The 17624-nt window shown below is 59.6% G+C and carries 15 protein-coding genes; 4 read left to right on the top strand and 11 right to left on the bottom strand.

The window, feature by feature from the left end; all coding sequences use genetic code 11:
- Nucleotides 1–8 precede the first annotated feature (8 nt).
- Nucleotides 9–710 (bottom strand): FadR/GntR family transcriptional regulator, encoded by a 702-nt coding sequence (locus JMV15_RS09255; protein ID WP_014718317.1) that lies wholly within the window; start codon nt 708–710, stop codon nt 9–11.
- 158 nt (nt 711–868) lie between these two features.
- Complete coding sequence (locus JMV15_RS09250) at nt 869–2194, bottom strand: C4-dicarboxylate transporter DctA (protein WP_172832684.1); 1326 nt, start codon at nt 2192–2194, stop codon at nt 869–871.
- A gap of 215 nt (nt 2195–2409) precedes the next feature.
- On the opposite strand from JMV15_RS09250, the gene JMV15_RS09245 reads away from it, so the two are divergent.
- A complete protein-coding gene (locus JMV15_RS09245; protein ID WP_019820197.1) occupies nt 2410–3039 on the top strand; it encodes a DNA-3-methyladenine glycosylase I in 630 nt (209 codons plus the stop codon).
- A gap of 127 nt (nt 3040–3166) precedes the next feature.
- Here the strand turns inward: JMV15_RS09245 and JMV15_RS09240 are convergent, their stop codons facing one another.
- Together JMV15_RS09240 and pdxR are read right to left on the bottom strand one after the other, a co-directional pair.
- A complete protein-coding gene (locus JMV15_RS09240; RefSeq protein ID WP_019820196.1) occupies nt 3167–3568 on the bottom strand; it encodes a cupin domain-containing protein in 402 nt (133 codons plus the stop codon).
- 84 nt (nt 3569–3652) lie between these two features.
- A complete protein-coding gene (gene pdxR, locus JMV15_RS09235; protein WP_201491355.1) occupies nt 3653–5086 on the bottom strand; it encodes a MocR-like pyridoxine biosynthesis transcription factor PdxR in 1434 nt (477 codons plus the stop codon).
- 161 nt (nt 5087–5247) lie between these two features.
- On the opposite strand from pdxR, the gene JMV15_RS09230 reads away from it, so the two are divergent.
- Nucleotides 5248–8616 carry a calcium-binding protein gene (locus tag JMV15_RS09230; RefSeq protein WP_019820191.1) on the top strand — a complete coding sequence of 1123 codons (3369 nt, stop codon included), beginning with the start codon at nt 5248–5250 and terminating at the stop codon, nt 8614–8616.
- A gap of 24 nt (nt 8617–8640) precedes the next feature.
- On the top strand, nt 8641–10371 hold the full coding sequence (locus JMV15_RS09225; RefSeq protein WP_172832666.1) for a hypothetical protein: 1731 nt from the start codon (nt 8641–8643) through the stop codon (nt 10369–10371).
- Nucleotides 10372–10422: 51 nt separating this feature from the next.
- Here the strand turns inward: JMV15_RS09225 and JMV15_RS09220 are convergent, their stop codons facing one another.
- From JMV15_RS09220 to JMV15_RS09200, 5 genes are all read right to left on the bottom strand, one after another.
- The gene (locus tag JMV15_RS09220; RefSeq protein ID WP_014718324.1) at nt 10423–11190 is read right to left on the bottom strand and encodes an SDR family oxidoreductase; all 768 of its coding nucleotides are present in this window, start codon (nt 11188–11190) and stop codon (nt 10423–10425) included.
- 21 nt (nt 11191–11211) lie between these two features.
- Nucleotides 11212–12279: a phosphotransferase family protein gene (locus JMV15_RS09215; RefSeq protein WP_019820185.1), complete on the bottom strand. Its 1068-nt coding sequence runs from the start codon at nt 12277–12279 to the stop codon at nt 11212–11214.
- Between the two features lie 129 nt (nt 12280–12408).
- A complete protein-coding gene (locus tag JMV15_RS09210; protein WP_014718326.1) occupies nt 12409–13362 on the bottom strand; it encodes a 2-hydroxyacid dehydrogenase in 954 nt (317 codons plus the stop codon).
- Nucleotides 13363–13510: 148 nt separating this feature from the next.
- Entirely contained in the window at nt 13511–13924 is a 414-nt protein-coding gene (locus JMV15_RS09205) for a hypothetical protein (protein ID WP_019820183.1), read from the bottom strand.
- 90 nt (nt 13925–14014) lie between these two features.
- Nucleotides 14015–14509 carry a DUF4822 domain-containing protein gene (locus tag JMV15_RS09200; protein ID WP_019820181.1) on the bottom strand — a complete coding sequence of 165 codons (495 nt, stop codon included), beginning with the start codon at nt 14507–14509 and terminating at the stop codon, nt 14015–14017.
- A gap of 415 nt (nt 14510–14924) precedes the next feature.
- Between JMV15_RS09200 and JMV15_RS09195 the strand changes: the two genes are divergently transcribed.
- The gene (locus JMV15_RS09195; protein WP_014718329.1) at nt 14925–16202 is read left to right on the top strand and encodes a serine/threonine transporter; all 1278 of its coding nucleotides are present in this window, start codon (nt 14925–14927) and stop codon (nt 16200–16202) included.
- A gap of 52 nt (nt 16203–16254) precedes the next feature.
- On the opposite strand, the gene JMV15_RS09190 is transcribed toward JMV15_RS09195, so the two are convergent.
- Nucleotides 16255–16833 carry an acyl-homoserine-lactone synthase gene (locus JMV15_RS09190; protein WP_014718330.1) on the bottom strand — a complete coding sequence of 193 codons (579 nt, stop codon included), beginning with the start codon at nt 16831–16833 and terminating at the stop codon, nt 16255–16257.
- A 28-nt stretch (nt 16834–16861) separates the two neighbouring features.
- On the bottom strand, nt 16862–17587 hold the full coding sequence (locus JMV15_RS09185; RefSeq protein ID WP_019820179.1) for an autoinducer binding domain-containing protein: 726 nt from the start codon (nt 17585–17587) through the stop codon (nt 16862–16864).
- Nucleotides 17588–17624 lie beyond the last annotated feature (37 nt).

Here is a 17624-nt window from a genome sequence, read left to right as displayed (position 1 = left end):
TCCGAAAATCAACTGCCCAGATGGTCGTCCGGGATATTCAAGCGAATGCCCATGCGCAGGCCTTCCTGCAGGATGTGCCGACGCATTTCGGCACTGGCCAGGGCGCTGTTCTTGTTGCGGATGGCGCGTACCACGGCCTCGTTCTCCTGCAGGCGTTCGGCCAGGTGTTCAGGCGAGTTGCGCAGTACCTGGGCGCTTTGTTTGAGCGCGGTGCTGGTTTGCTGCACCACGTTCTGGAAGATCGGGTTGGAGGTCAGGGCGAACAATTCTTCATGGAAGTCGATATAGGCGTTCATGCCGGCTTCGGCATCGCCGGCATCGAGGGCCTCGCGCATGTCCATCAGGGTCAGGCGCAGTTGGCCGATTTCCTTGCTGCTGATGGACTGGGCCACCAGGCCGACGATGAAGGGTTCGAGGGTGTAGCGCAGTTGCAGGATGTCCTCGAGGCTGGCATCGGCCACGGCGTCGCTCGATTGCGGCTCGCTGACGCTGGTTTCCAGCACGACCACGCCTTTGCCCGGCATGGAGCGCACCAGGCCGAGGGTCTCCAGCACGATTACCGCTTCGCGCAGGCTCGGGCGGCTGATACCTAGCTGTTCGGCCAGTTCGCGTTGACCGGGCAGCATTTCACCGCGGCGCCACTGGCCTCGCGCCAAGGCGGCGCGCAGTTTTTCTACCACTGAATTGACGACGGTTGAAGTGCTGATCACGTCGAAGGCTCCTTGATGTTGCTCATACAGTATTCAGTCTGGCGAAGGTCCAAAGTGGGAGCTGGCTTGCCTGCGATGACTGAGTGTCAGGCACTACAGTTGACGCTGACCCACCGCTATCGCAGGCAAGCCAGCTCCCACATTGGATGGGTGTTGTCCTAGAACTCCTGATGCGCCGGCAGTACCGGCTTCTTGGCCTGGAAGGCATAGCCTTGCTGGCCGTCGAGCACCTTGTTGGCGCGCTGGATATCAATGTCTTTTTCCCAGCGTGCAATCGCCACGGTGGCCACGCAGTTGCCGATCAGGTTGGTCAGCGCACGGCCGATGCCCATGAACCAGTCCACGGCCAGCACCAACACCAGGCCGACCACCGGAATCGCCGGAATCGCTGTGAGCGTTGCCGCCAGAATCACCAATGCCGAGCCTGGAATGCCGTGGGCGCCCTTGGAGGTGATCAACGATACCAGGAGGATGGTCAGCAAGTCGGTCATCGACAGCGGTGTGCCGGTGGCGTTGGCGATAAACACGATAGCCAGGGTCAGGTAGATGGAAAAACCGTCGAGGTTGAACGAATAGCCGGTGGGAATCACCAGGCCCACGGTGGAGCTGCCGATGCCCAGGTGTTCCAGTTTACGCATGATCTGCGGCAACACCGCGTCGGACGACGCGGTGCCCATCACGATCAGCAGTTCTTCGCGCAGGTACTTGAGCAGCGGCAACATGCGCAGGCCCGACAGGCGCATCACCAGCCCGAGGATCACCGCCACGAAGGCAAAACAGGTCAGGTAGAAAAGCCCCACCAGACTGCCCAGGTGTTGCAGTGAATCGAGGCCATAGGTGCTGGTGGTGAACGCGATGGCACCGAATACGCCAATTGGCGCCAGGCGCACGATCATGCCCATGATGCGGAAGATCACATGGCTCAATTCGTTGATCAGTCGCGAAATCCCGCTGGCCGCTTCGCCCACCAGGTTCAGCGCGCTGCCGAACAGCACCGAAAACAACAGCACTTGCAGCACGTTATTATCGGCAAAGGCGCCGACTACCGAGTTGGGGATCAACTCCATCAGAAACTGGCTGGTGCCGCGGATGTGCTGGCCCTTGTCCGCCAGTTCATTCAAACCGGCGGAAGAGAGTTGCTCCAGGTGAATATTGGCGCCGCTGCCGATGCCGGTGCTGAAGGCCATGATCAGGCCGAGCACCAGGGCGACGGTGGTCAGCATCTCAAAATAGATCACCGACTTGAGGCCGATGCGTCCGACCTTCTTCAAGTCGCCCGCGCCGGAAATACCGCTGACCACTACGCAGAACACGATCAGGCCGATCAGCATTTTGATCAGCTTGATAAAGCCGTCACCCAAAGGTTTGAGTTGCGAGGAGAATTCGGGAAGGGCCAGGCCGCAGACGATGCCGAGTATCAGGCCAATCACGACTTGCAGGAAAATCGAACGCGAGCACCATCTGAGCATGGGAGGGATCTCTATTCGGTGCCCTGGTGGTTCCAGGGCTTAATTGTTGTGGTCTTACCGGTAAGTCCAGTGCGGGGCCAGTCTACGCTGGGGTTTTTTCAAATCACAAGTAAATATTTGGCGGTTGGCAGGTCCCGGTCTGACCAGTTGGTCGGTAAGTACGATGCTTGAGCGGTTGGCGGGGATTAATTTTTTTTGCGTATCATCGCCTTGGGCATACGAGGTGATGGATGGATCAATCAGGGCTGACAACCGACGAAGCAGGGCGCATGTATTGCGCCTGGCGCACTGCAGCGCCTGCGTACCTGCATTACCACGACCATGAGTGGGGTGTGCCGGTGGCGGATGACATCGCGTTGTACGAGAAGATCTGCCTGGAGGGGTTTCAGGCGGGGATGGCGTGGATCACCATCCTGCGCAAGCGCGAAAACTTTCGGCAGGCGTTCGAGGGTTTTGATTTTCGCCGGGTGGCGCAGTACGGCGAGACGGACATCGAGCGATTGATGAGCGAGCCGGGCATCGTGCGCAATCGGGCGAAAATCATCTCGGCCATCAACAACGCACGCCGGGCCTGTGAGCTGGTGGAGGAGACCGGTTCGCTGGCGCGCTGGCTGTGGGCGTTCGAACCCGGCGCGCAAGAGCGGCCGGCAGTGGTGGACATGGCTTACTGGACGGCCAATCCGACCTCAGCGGCTTCGGTGCGCTTGTCCAAGGCCCTGAAGAAACGCGGCTGGACCTTCGTCGGCCCGACCACGATGTATGCGTTGATGCAGGCGATGGGGATGGTCAATGATCACTTGGAGGGTTGCGAGTGCCGGCCGCGCATTGAACACCAGCGCAACCTGTTCAAACGTCCCTGACCAGATACGGTTAAAACTGTGGGAGCTGGCTTGCCTGCGATAACGGTGGGCCAGTAAAAGATGAGCTGGCGGGTCCACCGCTATCGCAGGCAAGCCAGCTCCCACATGGGTTTTGTGGTGTTGCTGATTATTTGGGAAGCGGGGTGAGTACCTCAGCCTTGTCATCCAGCACCATCACCACCAGCAGCTTGGCCGGTTGGGTCTGGCTGGCATTGCTTGACTCAAAATGCCGCGAGCCGGCCGGTTCGTAGAACGATTGCCCGGCTTTGTAGGTGATCGCCTTTTCATCATTGACCCGCGAGGTGATCTCGCCTTCGAGCACATAAGCCACGGCGGTGCCGGTGTGGCTGTGGGGCACGGTGGCCTGGCCGGGGGCGTAGTCCACGGTGAGCATGATGGTTTTCTTGCCCGGCACGTTGGTCAAGGCGTGCTCTTGCAGCACCTTGAGCGTTTCCTTGTTGTAGACCGGGTCGTGGGCAAATGCACTGAGGGAGGCGAGCATCAGGGTGGCAGCGAATAAGCGTTTCATGATGAGGGTTCCATCGGGTGAAAGACCGCTTCACCCTACGCCGCCGACGGCTTGCCACCAATGACCAATGCGCCGGAAAACTGCCTAGCCAATCTGCAGCAGAATATCCCGCACCTTGTCCAGCGCCGGGTCGATGTCCAGGGTCTCGATGGCGCCGAACCCCAGAATCAGCCCCGAGCGCACCGGTTTGTCGTGAAAAAACACGTCCAAGGGATATAAACCCACCTCAACCTGGCGCGCCCGTTCCATCAGCAATGGAATATTCACCGGCACCTTGCACAGGGCCGCCAGGTGAAAGCCCGCCACCGTCGGTACTGCCTCGAACCACGGCGACAGATCGCCCGCCAGACGCTGCAGGATGCGTTCGCAACGCCCCGCATAGACCCCGTGACAGCGGCGAATATGCTTGAGCAGGTAGCCTTCGCTGATGAACTTGGCCAGTGCCCACTGCGGCAAGGTAGCGCTGTGCTGGTCGGTCAATTGCTTGGCCTTGAGCACCGCACCATAAATGGCCGGCGGCAGCACCGCGTAGCCCAGGCGCAACTCCGGCGACAGGGTTTTGGAAAAGGTGCCGACGTAGGTGACCACGCCTCGGGTATCCATGCTTTGCAGGGAGTCGGTGGGGCGGCCTTCGTAGCGGAATTCGCTGTCGTAATCGTCTTCGATGATGATCGCGCCGAGCGCAATGGCGCGGTCCAGCAGGGCCTCGCGCCGCGCCTGGCTCATGGGCATGCCGAGGGGGAACTGGTGGGACGGCGTCACATAGATCAGGCGCGTGCCATCCGGGATCTGGTCGACCTGCAGGCCCTGTTCGTCGACGGCAACACTGGCGACGCGGGCGCCCATCGCGACGAACAATTGGCGTGCGGGGCTATAGCCGGGGTCTTCCATCGCGACCAGGCTGCCGGGTTCAAGCACCACGCGGGCAAGCAGGTCCAGCGCCTGCTGTGCGCCGTTGGTGACTACGATATCGCGGGCGCTGCATTTGACCCCGCGGGAAAACGCGATATGCCCGGCGATGGCATCGCGCAGGGCGGGCACGCCTTCTGGCTGGCTGTAAAAACCACTGTTCTGGGCGATGCGACGCAACGCATCCTGGGTGCAACGCCGCCATTCATCCTGTGGGAATTGGTGGCGTGTCGTCGCGCCACCGATAAATTCGTAGCGCAGGATCTCCTCGCGGGCGGGGTGGCCCATGGGTGAGGGCAGTGCCGCCCATTTGCCCAGGTTGGCGGCACACGCCAGGTCGGTGGCGGTTTGCACGCGGTCGGGCTGTGGCGCCCAGGCATTGACGAAAGTACCGCGGCCGATCTTGCCAATCAGCAGGCCCTCGTAGGTCAAGGTGGCGTAGGTGTCCGACACGGTCTTGCGCGAGATGCCCAGTTGTTCGGCGAGCAGTCGGCTGGGGGGCAGCTGTGCGCCTGCCGACAGCCGCCCGGTGGCGATGGCTTCGCGCAACTGCTGGTAGAGCTGTTCGGCCAGGTCCTTGCGGCCATTGATTACCACGTGCAGTTCCATGTTTCATCCCAAGGCTTCACTCCGCGCCAAGATTACTCGCTTGCGCTATGGGCTCAAACTATCTGTGCGTCAATTGCCGGTACGCATAAGCATCTACCGTTGCCTGGGTCCTGTTGGCCGCCACTATCCCTGTTTACGTCGTGGCATAGGGAGGCGGACGCATGGCGACAATCGAAACACCTGCGAAAAAAAGGCAAGCAGCATTGCTTGCCCTGGATCAGAGCCTGGGGCCATTGGTTGTGGGCGAGCTGACTGTGCAGCGTAGAGACCTTGCCGCCATGGGGGCCTACATGGCGGGAAAACCGGTAAAGGCCCATCACCTGGCGGTACGCGAAGCAGACCAGACGCTGCTTGATGCGATCCGATTCTCGGCATCCAGACTGCATCGGTGTCTGCGCAGGAATGACTCGGTCAGTGACAACAGTGCCGCGCTGTTATTCGAGTTCGCGGCATTGCGTTCGCTACAGGCACCACCTCTGCTGTTGGCGAAGCCGGGAGACGAACATCCTGGTGCAGTCGGCAAGCTCGATAACCTGTTGCGTTCAGTACAGAAAACCAATCTCAACCAAGCGGCGCAGTTGGAGGGAATGCCTCGCTGGGTCGAGCCGAAGAAAAGCCGAAGCCTGGCGGTCATGGGCGCGGGGCTTGCAGCTTACGGGTATTACAGCGCAATCAGCGCCTTGGCCGAGGCGATCAAAACTGGCGACATCAATAGGTCGGTGGTCACCGGCGCTGAGTTATTGGCCAACCTCACAGGGGCTGCACTGGAGCTGGCGCTGGAAAAACTCGGCAGACGGCTGCTGGAAAACGGTCGCAAGGTATTTGCAGGTTTCAGCACCAGTTGCCTTGGCCAGGCCCTGCGACGGGGGGCCAGCCTGTTTGCGTTGGTGCTGACGTTGCCCTTTGATTATCTCAATGCCAAGGAGTCGTTCGCCAAGGCAGCGAAGAGTACCGGCAAGGAAGCCATGGACCATTACGTCAATGCCGGCTTCAGTATTGTGAGCGCCAGCGTGGCTGTGGCCCTGAGTGCCGCTGCGTTGGCCGGGTTCAGCGTGGCCGGCCCGCTGGGCATTGCCGCCGCTGCCGTACTGATCTTTGGCACGCAACTCTATGCTGCGGTTCGTCAGGTGGATGACATTGATGATTACATCGAACTGAGTATCTTCGAGCGCCTGCACGCGGGCTGGTTGGCCTTTCAAGGCAAGGAGCAGGAGAGGGCCATACGCGATCGGTACGTCGTGGCCCGGATGGAACAACAGTATGCGCAGCAACTGGAGGAGCAGGCCGATGCCTGGCTTAAAGGCGCGCTCAAAGGCACCGTGCAGGCGGTGGTCAATGGCGGGTTTGAGGTGCGGTTGAGGCCAGTCCGCCATTGGAAGCGCCGCTGGAACGAGGCCGAGGGTGAAGATCCGTACATCGATACCACAGAGCCCACGGTGATTGACCAAGATGATGAAGTCGATGCGTCCAATACCCCGGTTGACCGTCTGCCGGGTGCGGTGTTTGACAGTACTGCCGTGGATGCGGCTGTGCTCTGGCAACTGGGGGGAGGTAATGACAAGGTCAAAGGTTCGACTGGCAACCCGAACATTTTCCGCTTCGGTGAAGGCCACAAGCAGCTCACCGGGGGCGCCAAGAACGACCTGTTCAGGTATGACATGCCGACGGCCATACTGGACGAAACCGATGCGAATAGCCCGGCCAGCGAGCTGCGTGGCGAGGAGGGCAGCGATACGCTTTACCTGGCCAACTCGACAATTTATGAGGACGGGACGGCAGGTTATGCCATCGACCTGCAGGCGGGCACTGTGGTGCGGCGCAAGGATATCGACAAGTCGCCGCCTTATCCTTCGATCAGCCTGGACTCGATAGAAAATATCTACACCCCAACCGGGCTTGCCAACCATCTCAAGGGTTCAGCACAGGCCAATACCCTGGTCGCCGCCGGTCACAACGATCGGATTGAAGCCGCAGAGGGCAACGATACAGTGATTGTGCTGGGCGCTGGCGCCTGGGTGGACGGTGGGGCGGGCAAGGATCGTTATGTGATTGCCAGCAACCCTGGCGCGGTGACATTGCATGAGCAGGACTGGGCCGAGGGCTCTGTGATTGAGATGCGCTGGCCGTTGGCGTCTATCAGCAGTTGGCGTATCCAGGGCTGTGCGCTGGTCATCGTGGCGTGGAGGGGCGTGGACGGCGAACTGCCGGAGCAAGTCATCAAGCTTGAGCAGCTCTATACGTCCAGTGATGAGCAGCGCCGCTTGAACAAGCACAACCTGCTGTTTCTCACGGAGGACGGCTATACGCTTGAGCCGATCCTTGAACCGGTGTTGATGGGCAGCGAGGACACTAACGTCACCGTTGCCGTGAGAGCGGGCGGCCAGGACGTCAGCCTGGACAAGGTGTTGGGCGCTGGCACGTTCGTGGTGCCCCATGGGCGTTCTACGCGTGGGTTCGTCGAACGCGGGCCAGGTGCAAAGGTGCTCGATGTTCGCCTCAAGGGCGACACCACCGCGTGCGTGCTGTACGTGGACTATTCGTCGCGGGAGATTCTCCAGGCCTTGGCCCATTACCGCGTGACCCTGCGCAGGAGGGGACACTTCGATTCGCTGACCTACAGCGACGTGAGATTGACCATCAGGTTCATCGACGGCAGCCAATTGGTCCTCGCCCACTATGCCAGCGATCGTTCTTCGGCGCGCACCAACGTGACCTCAAACATCATCGCGGTGGCTTTGACGCTGGACTGCCGATTCGTGCTGGTCATGAATGACGGCGTCTCATACCGCGTGCAGGCGGCCCAGCAATCCTATATCCAAGACCGTGCCTCGCCCGGGTTCAAGACCTTCGACGGCAGCTCTGCCTTGATAGAAAAGCCCGGCGTGCACGGGTTTTTTCGACCGCACAGCGCCAAGGGCATCTGGTTGCAATCGGTGCAACAGAAAGTCGTTATTCCTGTACCGCCCCATTACCAGAGGCCTTATGCGCTGATGGGGCGCTCATCGACCTACGAGGTCGTGCCCAGCGCAGGCTCAACGATTGCCCTGTCCACGCCGGGGGCGTTGGCCAAAACGGCGGACGCGTCGTTCTGGCGGATCAATACCGCCGGTCTTGGCGAGTTGATTGAGCGGGCGCATATCGCCCTGATCAACGACACGTTGACCATTGGCAGCGTGACAGTGTTGCTGCCTCCCGTGACAGACCCTTCGATACCGCTGGAACAGGTCAGCGTACACACCCTGCAGGGCGAGCAGTACGACATTCGCCAGGACCTGGGCGCGATCTGCCTCGTGCAACTGGATGCTTGCCGTTATTCGAGCATCGATGAGGTACTGGGTGCGCTGCGCCGTTCTCGCCAGTGGACGACCGTGATGGTGCGTCAGTTGCGTATCGTCGGCCTTGAGCTGGAGGACGGTACGGTGTCAGGTATTCATTACGATGCAGGTCGCGATTGCTGGGGAGCGGACGCTGATCCCCAGCGCACTGTGACGTCTGCGCAACTGCGGTTTATCGGTGCCGATTCAGTTTGATAGATCATTGAAAAGGGATTTTTTATGCAGCAAAAACCTCAATCACCCAGGACCGCGCATGTATCACCCTCACGTATCGGCTTGGGTGCCGACACCGTCATGGTCAGGGACTATGGCCGTCTGGTTCCTTCCCTTCAACCTGTGAGTCAAGGCGTGCAGCGCACCGGGCACGGCGACGCGCTTGGGGTCGCGCACATAAGTGCGCTGGATCTGCCTGGGCCGCTGCCGCCGCAGGCAGTGTGGGTAACGGGCGATGCGCTTGGGCCCGCAAATGCCGAGGGTGTTCGTCAGGCTGCCGGCCGCAGTTACATTGATCTGGATACCGGGCAGACAGTGCAAGTGGACTATCACCCGGCCAGCGGCACTTATCACCCGCGCTTGGCTCATCAACTGGCGGCCAGCCCATCTGCTGTCAGCAGAGTGGGGGGCACTTGGACCTGGACCGGCGTGACGACGGCGGCTCATGCCAGTGCACCGGTGTCGATGCCGATGGCCGCCCCCGTGCCGCGGGATCCACGGTTGGATCTGCAGCTTTACGATGCACGAGGTGGGGGCGCAACGACGGGGCCGGCTATCCAGGGGAAAAGACAGTACGTCATGGCCGGGCAGAGCTACTACGGCGATGCCCGGTTCTCGTTGGCGTCCTTCAAAGCGGGCGATAACAAACTTTACGTACCTGACGCGCGTGGGGTGTGGCAGCAAAGCGGGGCCATCACCGAAGACGGCATCATTCAGATCTCTGGTGACTCAATCGCCAGCTATCTGGAGGTGGGGGGCGTAGTGGTTCGCGTCGATCTTGATAGCACGAGAAATAAATACCAGATGATTCCCAATGCACACAGCCATGCGCCGGGTGTTTACCTGGATACCGGTGGCAGCCGTGCTTCGTGGGTGCCCGAGATGCGCTTGGGCAGCATCGGCGCCATCATTCGCGCGGCCCGCAAGGTTCTGGGCTACACCACTGTTACCAGTGATATGAGCCAGGGCGTGATGTCGACGCAGGACAGGCAAACGTACTGCTACATGCGCCAGTATGCGCGGCAGATGATTGCATTCGATAACCCGGCTATCCGCAATGCACCCGCGCACCTGCAAAATCGCAAGATTGATACGCACATCTGGACCCATGGTTATCCCTATGGTCGGCTGTTACAGGGGATACAGGCCAAGGCCGACGGCCTCGCTCTACCCATGGGCATTGTGCAGTTTGATCCGTTTCAAGGCATGGCCACCGTTGCGGTACGCCGTGAGGGCTCGTTCAATGTCGACGCAGTGGCCGCCAACGACCAGTTTCATTATCCCCATCGGCAAAGGCGCGCGGATGAAATAGCGTTGTTTGATCATTGGAAGACGCTGAGTATTCAGGATGCAAAGGGCCGTGGGCTTGCCAATGAGAAGATGTACCGCGCACTACTGGTCAATGATGGCTATCAAATCATCCCTGGTGGAACCTACGGTGGCGGTCAAAACGGTTTCGATCTGGTGTTCAAAGGGCCCGCGGGCGATGTCTACGTGCTTGAGGTCAAGCATGCCAAACCGCGCAATGTCAGCATGCAGAGGGTCTATGAGCATTTCCAGATGGAGGATGGCTGGGTTAGACGCGTGTTGAAGAAGTTGGACCGCAGTGATCCAGGGGCCAGGCAACAGGTAGCGGATGCGCTGGACCGTCAGCGGCTGTTCAAGGTGATTGGCGCGACCCTGCCAGACGGCAAACTGGTGCTATTCAAGATCGATATGAGCGGCGTGCGAGTCTGAGTCTGATGGCAGACGGCTCAGCCCCGTCTGCCACCGATGGCGCCTGGGGCGTCAGGACAAGAAACCACCGTCCACATTCAGCGAAACCCCAGTGGTATAGCTCGACGCATCACTGGCCAGGTACAGCACCGCGCCAGCCATTTCGCTGGGGTCGGCCACGCGCTTGAGCGGGATCTGGGCCAGGGCCATTTTCAGGATGGAATCATTCTTGACCAGCGCCGAGGCAAACTTGGTATCGGTCAGGCCCGGCAGCAGCGCGTTGCAACGGATTCCAAAGGCCGCACATTCCTTGGCAAACACCTTGGTCATGTTGATCACGGCGGCCTTGGTTACCGAGTAGATGCCCTGGAACACGCCCGGCGAGATGCCGTTGATCGAGGCCACGTTGATGATGCTGCCGCCGCCGTTCTCGCGCATCAGCTTGCCGGCTTCCACCGACATGAAGAAGTAACCACGGATATTCACGTCAACGGTCTTCTGGAATGCGCCCAGGTCGGTGTCCAGTACATTACAGAACTGCGGGTTGGTGGCGGCGTTGTTGACCAGGATATCCAGGCGGCCGAACTGTTCACGAATGCCGGCGAACACCTGGGTGATCTGTTCCATTTCACCAATATGGCAGGCAATGGCCGTGGCTTTGCCGCCCTCGGCGATGATCGCATCGGCCACGTGCTGGCAACCCTCCAGCTTACGGCTGGAGACAATCACATGGGCGCCTTGCTGGGCCAGCAACTTGGCGATGGCTTCACCGATGCCACGGCTGGCGCCGGAAACAAACGCAATCTTGCCATCGAGGTCGAACAGGTTGGTCTTGGACATGAGGGTTCCTTGTAGTTGCACTCAGAGCGCTGATTTGCCGATGACATTCAGGCTCATCTGCTCCAGCAGTTTGTTCATGTGGATGAACTGCGCGAAGCGTTTGTCCTGGGTCTGGCCATGGAAGAAGCGGTAGTAGATCTGCTGCACAATCCCGGCCAGGCGGAACAGGCCGTAGGTGTAATAGAAATCGAAATTGTCGATCTTGATGCCGGAGCGCTCGGCGTAGTAGTCGACAAACTGGCGGCGGGTGAGCATACCGGGGGCGTTGCTCGGCTGGCGGCGCATCAGTTGCACCGGCGCCGGGTCCGCGGCCTCGATCCAGTAGGCGAGGGTGTTGCCCAGGTCCATCAACGGGTCGCCCAGGGTGGTCAGCTCCCAGTCCAGCACACCGATGATCTGCATCGGGTTGTGCGGGTCGAGGATCACGTTGTCAAAGCGGTAGTCGTTGTGCACGATGCTGGAGGTGGAGTGATCGGCAGGCATCTTGTCGTTGAGCCAGGCGCGTACCGCCTCCCATTTTGGCGCATCGGGCGTCAGGGCTTTTTCATAGCGTTCGCCCCAGCCGCGAATCTGCCGCGCCACGTAGCCTTCGGGCTTGCCCAGGTCGGCCAGGCCGCAGGCGTGGTAGTCGACCTGGTGCAGTTCGACGAATTTGTCGATAAAGCTCTTGCACAAGGCCTCGGTGCGGGTGGCGTCCAGGCCCAGCTCAGCCGGCAGGTCGGAGCGCAGGATGATGCCGTTGACGCGCTCCATCACATAGAACTCGGCGCCGATCACCGATTCATCGGTGCAGTGCACATAAGCCTTGGGGCAGTACGGAAAGCCATCTTTGAGCTGGTTGAGAATGCGGTATTCGCGGCCCATGTCGTGGGCAGACTTGGCTTTGTGACCAAACGGCGGGCGACGCAGAACAAATTCCTGGTCGGGGTATTCCAGCAGGTAAGTCAGGTTCGACGCGCCACCAGGGAACTGGCTGATTTTGACGGTACCGCTCAGGCCCGGAATATGAGCTTTGAGGTAGGGATCGATCAGGCTGGCATCAAGTTCTTCGCCTGGGCGAATCTGGGTCGATTGGTCGTTCAGCGCCATGCTTATCCCTTCTGCTTATTCTAAAGGCCTTGGACTATTTCCTAATCTAATGCGCACAGCCGCCCAGCGACAAGGCCGGGGCGGCTTAATAGGTTAGCGTGTTGAAGGGTGATCAGCGTGCCTGATCGGTCATTTTGCAGGCGCTGGCAAGGCCACCGGTGTAAGCACGGGGCGGCCGGCAAAGTATTCCACCAGGTTATCAGCGACGCGCTGCACCGTGTCATGGGCCGCTTCCGGGGACAGGCCGGCCACGTGGGACGTCAGCACGGTATTGCTCAGGCGCTTGAGGGCATCGGGCACTGCAGGCTCATCGTCAAACACGTCCAGCGCGGCGCCGCCGATGCGGCGCTGCTCCAGCGCGGCGACCAGGTCGGCGGTCACCACTACGCTGCCGCGGCCGATGTTCACCAGATAGCCATTGGGCCCCAACGCATCCAGCGCATGTTTATCGATCAGATGGCGAGTGCCGGCCCCACCGGGCGTGGCCAGGATCAGGAAGTCCGAAGTGCGCGCCAGTTCGACGGCCGTTGAGCAGTAGGTGTAATCCACGTCATCGCGAGGTTGGCGGTTGTGATAGCTCACTTCCATGCCAAACCCGAGGGCGGCGCGCTTGGCGATTTCCATGCCCACGGCCCCCAGCCCGAGAATGCCCAGTTGTTTGCCGGCCAGGGAAGGGCGCATGACCTTCGGCCACTCGCTGCGGCGAACAGCGGCGTCGGTCTGAGGAATCCCGCGCACCAGTGACAACAGCAACGCCATGGCGTGATCAGCCACCGAGGGTGCGTTCACGCCGGCACCGTTAGTCACCACTATCCCGCGGTTGCTTGCCGCTTGCAGGTCCACATGTTCGTAGCCGGCGCCAATCACGCAGATGATCTCCAGTAATGGCAACGCGGCGATCTCTTCGGCATACAGCCCAAGCGGCCCGCGGGTCAGCACGGCCTGAATCTGCCCCCCATGGGTCTTGATTGCTTGGGCGCGTTCAGTAGGCGTCGGCGCCAGGATCACATGAAAGTCGTTGCTCTCGATGATTTGCAGGTATTCGTTGATGGTTTCAACCAGGACCAGAACAGTGGTGGGCATCGCAAGGCTCTTCCTGAAGGGTTTGAGAGCATGAGTATGCGCCGAACCTACCCGTTATTGCGCTGACCTCCTGCAAGATTTCCGGATACGTCAAACCTGGCTGCGCAACCCAAACCCGCGCACCCAGGCTCCTTCTCTGTCGCGCCAGCTACTGAGTAGTCCCCGGTTGCCGTGCCTGGGCCCGCTCTCTTTGTGCAATCGGCATGAAATCGTAGGTCGGGAAGAATTCCGTCTTGTAGACACCCCACGCCGTGTTCTCGATGGCCAGGTTGACTTGAGCCAGGCGAGACGCCGGTAAACGCAGCACGATGACTTGCCCGATGCCCATGGTGATATTCCAACTGACGACTTCGACACCTTCCGGCGGGAAGGCCTTGTGAAATTCCTGCTTGGCCAGTTGGGCTTTCAATTCGCCCAGCGGGCGTGATTGATCGTGTTTAAGAAACACGGTCAACATGACGGTGTTATCGGACGTGGCGGCGATGCTTTTGGTGGGCAGTGTCGTGTTGGCCTGTACCGTGGTTGCGCTGGGCAACAGTACGGCTACCAGCAGTGCAGGCATGAGTAGATATCTGAATGAAGCGTATGGATTCATCACAAGTGCCTCGTTTGTTATTGGTTTTTTATGGCTGGATATAAATGGGGTGTTTAACTAGTTTGACATCTGAGTCTTTATTGGTCCCGTGTAAGGCGCATGTACCACATAGATTCTAACGGGAGGGTTGGTCGCTACCATGTCGCGAGGGACTTCACGAGAATAGGTGAATTCGGTGTTGTCCAATTTTTCCAGCCTTCTGACGATGGTGCGATGCGGGCCAAGGTCGGGCACCAGGATGTGGGTCTGCTTGTCGCCAGTGACCAGGAAATAACCGCCCCCGCCATCAGGGTGTTTCGAGCGCCCTGTATCGGTGTAGAAAAATTCGTAACGATTGCGTTGCGGGTCCCACATTGAGATTCCGACCACGCCGGGGTATTTGGCCTTGACGTCGTTTTCTGGCTCGCCCTCTATATACACCTTGGTGGTCAGCCATTGAGGCGAAGAGGCCAGGGCACGAACATCAGCCTCAACCGGTTTCGCGTAACTTGACGGCGCGCCTAATAAACCCGCGAAAAACAGGCCGGTAAAAGCAAGGGTGAGCCTTCGCATTATCAAACTCCTTACTGGTTGGTTAAGTGTTGTTATCGTCTTTGTCGGTCAGTGCGCGAAGATATTAGTGTGTGAATTTGCGCGTGCTCAATAGCTATGTATGGTCCTGTAACAGTTGAGGGGTTGTATGACTAAGAATATGCTTTTGAAGCGGGCTGCTTCTGAACTTGTTGTCGGACTCTTCTCGCAATAGGTGGCCTATTAAAACTTAGACGTAATGTTTGTACGACGTTTCAGCCATCCAAAACCTTCACGGGGGCGGCCACTTGACCAGCTGCTCCGCCTAACCATTCCTCAGCTAAGTCTTTGCTTCTCCAAGAGAATCCCGGACAATCCGGCCCTTGTTTCGGCCAGGGCGCTGCCTGTCAGGTTTTTCTGACTCGTGCTGGCCGTGTGAATGCGGAGATCCCACCGGATGAATGATCAGGCCAATAGCGTCGACGAACGCTATGCAACGACACCTGCAACGCTCACAAGCTGGAGCCGCCAGGACACTACCTGGATGCTCGGGCTATTCGGTACCGCCATTGGCGCCGGTACTTTGTTCCTGCCTATCAACGCGGGCCTGGGGGGCTTCTGGCCGCTGGTGATCCTGGCGTTGCTGGCCTTCCCGATGACGTTCTTTGCCCACCGTGGGCTGACCCGTTTCGTGCTGTCCGGCCGTGAAGGTTCCGACATTACCGATGTGGTTGAAGAGCATTTCGGTATCAAGGCCGGTGCACTGATCACCTTGCTGTACTTCTTTGCGATCTTCCCGATCCTGCTGATCTACAGCGTGGCGCTGACCAATACCGTCAGCAGCTTCATGGAGCACCAGCTGCATATCCTGCCGCCGCCCCGGGCCATCCTGGCGTTTGTGTTGATCTTGGGTCTGCTGGCCGTGGTGCGTTGCGGTGAGCAAGTGATCGTCAAGGCCATGAGCTTGATGGTGTACCCGTTTATTGTGGCCTTGCTGTTCCTGGCGGTGTACCTGGTACCGCACTGGAATGGCGGCATTCTCAGCACCGCCAGCGAAGTGCCGGCACCCTCGGCGCTGCTCAACACGCTGTGGCTGGCGATTCCGGTGATGGTGTTCTCGTTCAACCATTCACCGATCATCTCGGCCTTCGCGGTGGACCAGAAGCGCCAGTACGGCGCACACGCCGACGAGCGCAGCTCGCAGATCCTGTCCCGCGCGCACTTGCTGATGGTGGCGATGGTGCTGTTCTTCGTGTTCAGTTGCGTGCTGACCCTGTCGCCCGCGCAGTTGGCCGAAGCGAAAGCGCAGAACCTGTCGATCCTGTCGTACCTGGCCAACCACTTCGATAACCCGACGATTGCCTTTGCCGCACCGTTGATTGCGTTCGTGGCGATTGCCAAGTCGTTCCTGGGCCACTACATCGGCGCCAGCGAGGGCCTCAAGGGCCTGGTGGTCAAGACTGGCCGCCGCCCGGCACCCAAGACCCTGGACCGCATGACCGCCGCCTTCATGTTGGTGGTGTGCTGGATCGTCGCCACGCTTAACCCGAGCATCCTTGGCATGATCGAGACCCTGGGCGGGCCGATCATCGCGTCGATACTGTTCCTGATGCCGATGTACGCGATCCGCAAGGTCCCGGCCATGGCCAAGTACCGGGGGCAGGCCTCGAATGTGTTCGTGACGCTGGTCGGTCTGGTGGCCATTTCCTCACTGATTTACTCGCTGATTCCCTGAGGCGTTCGCAGCCGATGCCCCGGCTTTAAGCACAGGTGGGGATCACCCATCGCTAGGCAACGGCCGACTCTGCGTGTAACGCGATTTGGCCGTTTTTCTGCCAGGCCGGAAAACTCAGCGCTACCACATGGTCTTTATTCACGCGTTGCGGAGAACCGAGGCGGCTCAACTGCACGCCATGCCTGAGAAAATAACGTTCCAGCGCGGGTGTGGTCACCGCCACTACCCGATTGGCGCCCTGGCTCCAGGCATGGTTCAGGCTGTTCCACCAGACGCGCATCGGTAAGGTGCCTTCCTCCAGGGCGCGCGCGGCAAAACGCGACACCTCCCAGGTGTCGCTGCTTCGCGGGGTTGGCTGGTCGCACAGAAAACCGAACACTTGCGCCAGCAGATAAGGTTGCGTGGTCGGCAAGAGCCGCGCGCAACCGCAGACTTGGTGCTCGGCATCCAGGGCGAGGATATGACGAGCATCCGCGTGGTCGAACTGGTCGAATTCGCGTTGGGGCCGGGCGTGCGTGGAATCCAGTTGCCAGCCCAATTGCTGGATGAAAACTTCGTGTCGGTAGCGGCCCAGGTCGTCCTCAAGCGTTGCAGACAGTTCATGGTGACGACGGGTGATGATGCTGATCATTGGACGTCCTTATCGCAATTGTCGGGCCCTAGATAAGGCCCTGTGCAGCGGCGTAGGCTGCCGCCAGTGTTTTGTTGCCAGCCCCGAATTTCTTCTGAATGGCTTTGAGGTGAAAGTTTACGGTGTTGACGGAAATAGTGAGGATCAGCGCGATTTCTCCTGAACTCTTGCCGTCGGCGGTCCACTGCAGGATCTCCCGCTCACGCCGGCTCAGGCAGACCGATTGGTGGGCGTGTTCGCTATCACCCAGGTCTGTCAGGCGCAGTGTCACCCGTTCAAGGATGCAGCGCAGGCGCACTTGAATCTCGTTGTTTTCAGCCTGCGAAATAATGTCTTGGCGCCGAGCCACGGACAGTACCCGCAGTGAACGGTCGTGGCTTCGAATCGGCAGTGTGGCGCCGATGCACAAGCCCCAGTCCCGAGCTTCCTGCCACAGCGTGCGGCTGTTATCAAACAGTGCGTCGTTCCATACCACCATCTCGGTAGAGCGCAAGCCACTAAGGATTGACGGATCGACAGCCGCGTAGTTTTGCTTCTCGTAATGTGCCAGCCAGCTTGCGGGGTAGGACCCGCATATCTCGGTTCTGGGGCGTGTAAAAGGGGTCAGGTGACGTACGCCATAGGCGTAGTACTCGAACCCCAGTTGCAACACTTCACGCTCCAGAAGCGCTAACACTTGAGTCTCATCCTGTTGCTTGCACATCTCGATGCGTAAGCAATCCCACCAACGAATGAGGTCGTTTTCCTTCTCCATGGACAGTCGCCTCGATTACTGCATTCTTGGCAATCTA

It is taken from the genome of Pseudomonas paracarnis (assembly GCF_904063055.1).
Classification (GTDB): Bacteria; Pseudomonadota; Gammaproteobacteria; order Pseudomonadales; family Pseudomonadaceae; genus Aquipseudomonas; species Aquipseudomonas paracarnis.
Note: the sequence above shows the minus strand (reverse complement) of the source record. Positions and strands in the feature narration are given on the sequence as shown.